Source organism: uncultured Streptococcus sp. (assembly GCF_963516575.1).
Classification (GTDB): Bacteria; Bacillota; Bacilli; order Lactobacillales; family Streptococcaceae; genus Streptococcus.
In genome coordinates this window covers 1-4,096 of sequence record NZ_CAUQCP010000080.1, presented here as the reverse complement: position 1 = coordinate 4,096, position 4,096 = coordinate 1, and the positions used below count along the sequence as shown (strand labels likewise).

Below are 4,096 nucleotides of genomic sequence, written 5' to 3'. Positions count from 1 at the left end.
GAGCTGACTTCGTCAGTCTTATCTACAACCTCAAAGCAGTGCTTTGAGCAACCTGTAGCTCGCTTCCTAGTTTGACCTTTGATTTTCATTGAGTATAACAGATAAGAAAGTGAATGGATAAGAACGTGCAGGAACCAGTGAAATTATTTCAATACAATACCCTTGGAGCTTTGATGGCAGGACTTTATGGTGGGACCATGACAGTGGGAGAATTGCTAGAGCATGGTGACCTTGGTTTGGGAACCTTGGATTCCATTGATGGGGAATTGATTGTCTTGGATGGTAAGGCTTATCAGGCCAAAGGGTCTGGAGACCAGCCAGAGATTGTAGAAGTGTCGCCAGATGCCCTTATTCCTTATGCAGCAGTAGTACCGCACCAGGCAGAGGTCATTTTCCGCCAGCGCTTTGAGATGACAGACAAGGAATTGGAAGAACGAATTGAGTCTTATTATGATGGGGAAAATCTTTTCCGCTCTATCAAGATTCGTGGGAAATTTTCGCATATGCATGTGCGCATGATTCCCAAGTCGACACCAGATACCAAGTTTGCTGATGTCGCAACCCATCAACCGGAATATAGTCGTGACAATGTGGCGGGAACCATCGTTGGTTTCTGGACGCCAGAGATTTTCCATGGAGTCAGTGTGGCAGGCTACCATCTCCACTTCATTTCAGATGACTTGACCTTCGGTGGGCATGTTATGGACTTTGTCATCAAGGAAGGTATTATTGAGGTGGGAGCCGTTGACCAGTTGGACCAACGTTTTCCTGTCCAAGACCGTCAATACTTGTTTGCTAAGTTCAATGTTGAAGAGATGAGAAAAGATATTGAAAAGGCAGAATAGGAGAAGAAAATGACCATTCATATTATCATTACCATGGTGTTGTTGTTGGCTTTCTTGGTAGGGAGCATTTGGTATGCCAAAAAGAAATACAAGATTAATCTAGCTGTCTTGGGTTTGGGGGCTGTCGCCTTCTTTGTCTCTTCACAGATTTTGGAAAAACTGGTTCATATCTTGGTTTTGCATCCTCAAAAAGACGGTAGTGTTGCCCTCTTGCAGGATCATCCGCTTGTCTATATCCTCTATGGCCTAGCCATGGCAGCTCTTTTTGAGGAAACGGCTCGCCTTGTTTTCTTCAAATGGTTGGAGAAAAAGAGAAGTTTGGAAAAGGCAGATGCCTTGGCTTATGGATTGGGACATGGTGGCTTGGAGTTGATTTTCCTAGGTCTTACTAGTTTGCTTAATCTCTACTTTGTTCTATCAGCAGTTCAAACGCAAAATCCACAGGTTATGCAATTGCTGTCTGAAAATATGTTGAAAACCATTCAGTCGCTATCAGTCTGGCAAATTTATTTGCTTGCTTTTGAACGGATTTTAGCACTTGGATTCCAAATGCTTTTAACTGTTTGGGTTTATCAAGGTGTTCGTCATAAAAACTGGGTATATCTATTAGCAGCCTATGGCCTACATGCCTTCTTTGACCTAGCTCCATCTCTAGCTCAAGTAGGATGGATTACAAGTCCAGTCTTGGTTGAAGTGGTCTTAGCACTTGAACTTGTTCTGGTTGCCTATGGAACCAAGGCAATCTTTTGTAAAAAATCATAAAAAGAGGGGAAACCTCTTTTTTGTTTAAAAGCTAAATAAGTCCAAGATTTTTTTAGGGTCGTCAAATGGTCTTAAAAATGGTATAATGGAATGAATTTTGTAAAAGGGAGAGTGTCATGTCAGTAAAAGAAAACATGCTTGAAATCTTAGAAGGGATTGATATCCGTTTCAAGGAACCCTTGCATAGCTATAGTTATACAAAAGTAGGTGGAGAGGCCGATTATTTGGTCTTTCCACGAAATCGTTTTGAGTTGGCTCGCGTTGTTAAATTTGCCAATCAAGAAAATATTCCTTGGATGGTCCTTGGAAATGCAAGCAACATCATTGTTCGTGATGGTGGGATTCGTGGATTTGTTATTTTGTGTGACAAGCTCAATAATGTTTCCGTTGATGGCTATACCATCGAAGCTGAAGCTGGTGCCAACTTGATTGAAACAACTCGCATTGCCCTTCGTCATAGTTTGACTGGTTTTGAATTTGCTTGTGGCATTCCAGGGAGCGTCGGCGGTGCTGTCTTTATGAATGCAGGTGCTTATGGTGGTGAAATTGCCCACATCTTGCAGTCTTGTAAGGTCTTGACCAAGGATGGAGAAATCGAGACACTGTCTGTCAAGGATTTGGCTTTTGGTTACCGCCATTCAGCCATTCAGGAGTCTGGTGCAGTTGTCTTGTCAGCTAAATTTGCCCTTGCTCCAGGAAACCATCAGGTTATCAAGCAAGAAATGGATCGCTTGGCGCATCTACGTGAACTCAAGCAACCTTTAGAATATCCATCTTGTGGTTCGGTCTTTAAGCGTCCAGTAGGGCATTTTGCAGGTCAATTAATTTCAGAAGCTGGCTTGAAAGGCTATCGTATTGGTGGAGTAGAAGTGTCTGAAAAGCACGCAGGATTTATGATCAATGTCGCAGATGGAACGGCCAAAGACTACGAAGACTTGATTGAGTCTGTGATCGAAAAAGTCAAGGAACACTCTGGCGTTACTCTTGAGAGAGAAGTCCGTATTTTAGGTGAAAGCAAGTAGGAAGCTGTATTTGAAAAGCTGCTGCTATGTCATGGAAAGGGGGTGAAAGCCTATCGTTAGTGCAGAAGCATGTAGGCAGTTCAATCTCCTACACGAGGTAGTAGCGGCCTGACAGAGCCCTGATCTGTTAATCTATGAAAAAGAAGGAATAAATGACAATTGAAAAAACCAATTATTGAATTCAAAAACGTCTCAAAAGTTTTTGAAGACAGCAACACCAAGGTTCTCAAAGATATCAACTTTGAGTTGGAAGAAGGGAAATTCTACACCCTTCTAGGCGCATCTGGTTCAGGGAAATCAACCATCCTAAACATCATTGCAGGTTTACTGGATGCTACGACAGGAGATATTTTGCTGGACGGTGTCCGCATCAACGACATCCCAACCAACAAGCGAGACGTCCATACGGTCTTCCAATCCTATGCCTTGTTTCCACATATGAATGTGTTTGAAAATGTTGCCTTTCCACTTCGCTTGCGTAAGATTGACAAGAAAGAAATCGAGCAACGTGTTGCTGAAGTTCTCAAGATGGTTCAGTTGGAAGGTTACGAAAAACGTTCCATTCGTAAACTCTCAGGAGGACAACGTCAGCGTGTGGCTATTGCCCGCGCCATCATTAACCAACCCCGTGTGGTTTTGTTGGACGAGCCTTTGTCAGCATTGGACTTGAAATTACGAACAGACATGCAGTATGAACTGCGTGAACTGCAACAACGATTGGGCATTACCTTTGTCTTTGTCACTCACGATCAGGAAGAAGCTCTCGCCATGAGTGACTGGATTTTCGTCATGAACGATGGTGAGATTGTCCAGTCTGGAACACCTGTGGACATCTACGATGAGCCAATCAACCACTTTGTTGCTACCTTTATCGGCGAGTCAAATATCTTGCCAGGAACCATGATTGAGGACTACTTAGTTGAGTTTAACGGCAAACGCTTCGAAGCGGTCGACGGTGGGATGAAGCCAAATGAGCCAGTCGAAGTCGTGATTCGTCCAGAGGACTTGCGGATTACCCTTCCTGAAGAAGGCAAGCTCCAAGTTAAGGTAGATACCCAGCTCTTCCGTGGGGTTCACTATGAGATTATCGCCTATGACGAACTTGGAAACGAATGGATGATCCACTCAACCCGTAAGGCCATCGTGGGTGAGGAAATCGGTCTGGACTTTGAACCAGAGGACATCCACATCATGCGTCTCAACGAAACCGAGGAAGAGTTTGATGCTCGTATTGAAGAATACGTGGAAATCGAAGAGCAAGAAGCAGGTCTGATTAACGCGATCGAGGAGGAAAGAGATGAAGAAAACAAGCTCTAAACTCTTTGTAGTGCCCTATATGCTTTGGATTGCCCTCTTTGTCCTTGCACCCTTGGTATTGATTTTCGGTCAATCCTTTTTCAACATTGAAGGCCAATTCAGTTTAGAAAACTATAAATCTTACTTTGCGTCACAAAACTTGACCTACCT

At 43.5% G+C, this 4,096-nt stretch carries 4 protein-coding genes and 1 pseudogene; all 5 read left to right on the top strand.

Annotated features, from left to right (window positions below):
* Positions 1 to 113 precede the first annotated feature (113 nt).
* Positions 114 to 845, top strand: coding sequence for an acetolactate decarboxylase (gene budA, locus RWM06_RS09500; protein WP_033683371.1), 732 nt, complete (start codon positions 114 to 116; stop codon positions 843 to 845).
* 9 nt (positions 846 to 854) lie between these two features.
* Positions 855 to 1,607: a YhfC family glutamic-type intramembrane protease gene (locus RWM06_RS09495; RefSeq protein ID WP_313970934.1), complete on the top strand. Its 753-nt coding sequence runs from the start codon at positions 855 to 857 to the stop codon at positions 1,605 to 1,607.
* A gap of 116 nt (positions 1,608 to 1,723) precedes the next feature.
* Positions 1,724 to 2,629 (top strand): UDP-N-acetylmuramate dehydrogenase, encoded by a 906-nt coding sequence (gene murB, locus RWM06_RS09490; protein ID WP_313970933.1) that lies wholly within the window; start codon positions 1,724 to 1,726, stop codon positions 2,627 to 2,629.
* A gap of 159 nt (positions 2,630 to 2,788) precedes the next feature.
* Positions 2,789 to 3,946, top strand: a complete 1,158-nt coding sequence (locus RWM06_RS09485; RefSeq protein WP_000742900.1) for an ABC transporter ATP-binding protein — start codon at positions 2,789 to 2,791, stop codon at positions 3,944 to 3,946.
* Positions 3,927 to 4,096: pseudogene (locus RWM06_RS09480) on the top strand (ABC transporter permease); the annotation flags it as partial. The gene RWM06_RS09485 and the pseudogene RWM06_RS09480, both read left to right, overlap by 20 nt.

What these genes read in the sequence shown, in the direction of transcription:
- budA (WP_033683371.1), top strand. Translation starts at nt 114, where the DNA reads ATGGATAAGAACGTGCAGGAACCAGTGAAATTATTTCAATACAATACC.
- RWM06_RS09495 (WP_313970934.1), top strand. Translation starts at nt 855, where the DNA reads ATGACCATTCATATTATCATTACCATGGTGTTGTTGTTGGCTTTCTTG.
- murB (WP_313970933.1), top strand. Translation starts at nt 1,724, where the DNA reads ATGTCAGTAAAAGAAAACATGCTTGAAATCTTAGAAGGGATTGATATC.